The organism is Sulfurihydrogenibium sp., assembly GCF_027448985.1.
GTDB lineage: Bacteria > Aquificota > Aquificia > Aquificales > Hydrogenothermaceae > Sulfurihydrogenibium.
Genome location: NZ_DAIDMN010000107.1, coordinates 1 through 3,392, shown reverse-complemented (window position 1 = coordinate 3,392; position 3,392 = coordinate 1). Strand labels below are relative to the sequence as shown.

The window sequence follows — 3,392 nt, the reverse complement described above, 5'->3', positions numbered from 1 at the left end:
ACATAGCGTATCCGGGTTCGTTGGTTCTCATGAAAATCTCACTAAAATTTAAGGTAGGGTACATATAACCTTTTGCAAAAAGAACCTACGAAAGATTTAAAAATCTTTATCAAGAAAATGCAATATCAAAACAACAACTTGAAGAGATAGAAACAAAAATGATAGCAGCAAAGTCTATGGTTGAACAAGTAGACGCTAAACTTGCCCAACTAAAAGCAAAAGAATCTCAAGTAAAAGCAAAAATCAACCAAGTGAACATCATGGAAGGTTATGCGGTCATAAAAGCACCATTTGATGGATACGTAATAAAGAAGATGAACGATGAAGGAGATATGGCAGCTCCCGGAATGCCTATATTCATAATAGGAGAGAAAAAACTTCAATTCGTAGCGAACCTTGATGAATCTCTTTTAGACAAGGTAAAAGTAGGAGACCAGTTAGAAATTGAGCTTGGGGATAAAAAGATAACTGGAAAGGTTATAGAGAAAAATTCTAACATTGACCCAATGAACAGAACATTCAAGATTAAATTAGATATTCCATACTCAGAAACAATAACCTCTGGAATGTATGGAAAAGTATTGGTTCCAATAGCTACAACTAAAAAAATAGTTATACCAAAAACCGCAGTGTTTAAATGGGGTCAGTTAACAGCTGTATATACGGTTGATAAAGATAATACGATTCATCTAACATACGTTAAACTTGGAGAAGATTATGGAGATATGGTAGAAGTTTTATCCGGATTAAAACCAGGAGATAGAATAATCTCTTCCCAAACGGAAAAAGCCTGTGATGGATGTAGGTTAGGAGGTTAAGAATGGAAAACCTCGGATTAGCCGGAAGGATAGCAAAATATTTTTTAAACTCTAAACTTACACCTCTTTTGGTTCTCGCATCTTTACTGCTTGGATTCTTTGCAGTATTTACAACTTCAAGGGACGAAGAGCCACAAATAGTAGTCCCTATGATAGATATAATGATTCCTTATCCGGGAGCAAAATCTCAAGAAGTAAACAACTTAGCAGTAAAACCTCTTGAAAAGTTAATGTGGGAAATTCCGGATGTTGAATATGTATACTCCTATGCAGGAGATGGATTTGGTATAGTAACAGTTAGATTTAAAGTAGGAGCCAATCCGGAAGATTCATTGGTAAAGCTGTACAGTAAAGTTATGTCCAACTACTATAAAATGCCAAAAGGGGCTATGGACCCCATTATAAAACCAAAATCTATCGATGACGTCCCTATACTATCCATTACACTTCATAGTGACAAGTATTCATCATACGACTTAAGAAGAATCGCAGAAGTTGTTGAAGATGAAATAAAACAACTTCACAATGTATCAGAAACAACTATTATTGGTTCAAAACCAAAAGAAATAGATGTACTGTTTGACCCAGCGAAACTCAACGCTTACAACATAATGTTACCTCAAGTAGTTCAAGCTTTAGATAATGCGAATTTCTCACTTCCAGCAGGAGAGTTTGACAAAGATAATTACAGGTATAAAGTAAGAGCAGGGCAATTTTTAAAAACAAAACAAGATGTTGAAAATGTTGTAGTTACAGTTTATAACAACGCACCAATCAGAATAAAAGATATTGCAAAAGTTGAAGAAGGTGAAGGAGAGATTGAAAACTACGTCCAATTTGGTTACGGACAGGCTTCCGGAGAAAACAAAAATAAACCTGTAGAAAACGCAGTCACAATTGCAGTTGCTAAAAAAACAGGAAGTAACGCTGTTGTTGTTGCAGAAAATATAATAGAAAAACTAAATGAAATGAAAGGTAAAATAATACCTTCTGATGTTAACTTTACAATCACAAGAAACTATGGTGAAACAGCATCTGAAAAAGCAAACGAACTTATAGAACACCTTTTAATAGCAACATTTTCTATTGTACTACTCATAGCTGTAACACTTGGATTTAGAGAATCATTAATAGTAGCTGTCACTATTCCAGTTACATTAGCAATTGCTCTATTTTTAAGTGAGATGTACGGATACTCACTAAACAGAGTTACACTTTTTGCGTTAATATTCTCAATAGGTATATTGGTTGACAACTCCATAGTTGTTCTTGAAAACATACACAGATGGTTTTCTATGAAAAAAGTATCTCAAGAAGAAGCAGCGGTAATTGCAACTGATGAAGTAGGAAACCCAACAATACTTGCTACCTTTGCTGTTATAGTTGCACTTCTTCCAATGGCATTTGTTACAGGTCTTATGGGTCCTTACATGAGACCTATTCCAATAAACTCTTCTGTTGCAATGTTCTTCTCTATGCTTCTTGCATTCATACTTACACCTTACCTTGCTATAAGATGGTTAAAACACGATGAACATCACGAATCTCCAGAAACTTTGGCTAAGGAAGATGAATCAAAAGCCGGATTTTTAGTCAAATTCTTCAACAAAGTATATATGCCACTTTTTGAAAGTAGAGCAAAAAGATGGATGTTTTTAGGATTTGCAGGTATGTTATTGGTAGTATCAGCAATGTTGTTGGTAAGTCGTGCAGTTCTTGTAAAGATGCTTCCTTACGATAACAAAAGTGAATTACAAGTTGTTTTAGATATGCCAGAAGGTACACCTTTACAAGAAACTTACAGAGTAGCAAAACAGATAGCAGAATACATAAAAAACGTTAATGAAGTGAAAAACTATGTCATATACGTAGGACAACCTGCACCGTTTGACTTTAATGGACTTGTAAGACACTACTACCTAAGGGAAGCTCCTAACTTAGCTCAAATTCATATTAATTTGATAGGTAAACACGATAGAAAACAACAATCTCATGAAATAGCAGAAAGAATAAGAGACGATGTTGAAAGAATTGCAAAAGCAAATGGAGCAAAATACGTTGCAGTAGTAGAATCACCACCAGGACCACCTGTGTTATCTCCTATAGTAGCAGAAGTTTACGGACCTGACTACAAAGGACAACTTCAAGTTGCAAACGAGATAAAGAAAATTTTTGAAAATACAAAAGGCATAATAGACGTAGGCATTTATACAAACTACTTACAGAGAGAATATCAAATAGATATAGATAAGGAAAAGGTAAAAAGATACGGATTATCAGAAGATGTTATCGTAAAAACACTAAGAATAGCTTTAGCAGGTCATAAAGTTGGTTTAGTTCACTCCTCAGACGACTTAAACCAAGTCCATATAGTAGTAAGATTAGACGAAAAATACAGACAAAGTATTGATGACATTTTATCTATGAAAATACCATCTCCTATGGGTGGAATACCTTTAGGTTCTTTAGTAACGGTTAGACCATCTAGTACAGAAAGTGATATTTACAGAAAAAATCTTCAACCGGTTGTATACGTGATAGCTAACGTTAACGATACTCTTGGTAGCCCAGTTT

General features: G+C 34.7%; 2 protein-coding genes. Both read left to right on the top strand.

Features of this window, described 5'->3' with window-relative positions; all coding sequences use genetic code 11:
• Positions 1–122 precede the first annotated feature (122 nt).
• Positions 123–818 carry an efflux RND transporter periplasmic adaptor subunit gene (locus NE054_RS07445; RefSeq protein WP_297890266.1) on the top strand — a complete coding sequence of 232 codons (696 nt, stop codon included), beginning with the start codon at positions 123–125 and terminating at the stop codon, positions 816–818.
• A 2-nt stretch (positions 819–820) separates the two neighbouring features.
• Positions 821–3,392: efflux RND transporter permease subunit (locus NE054_RS07440; RefSeq protein ID WP_297890265.1), on the top strand; the 2,572-nt coding region annotated here is incomplete at its 3' end.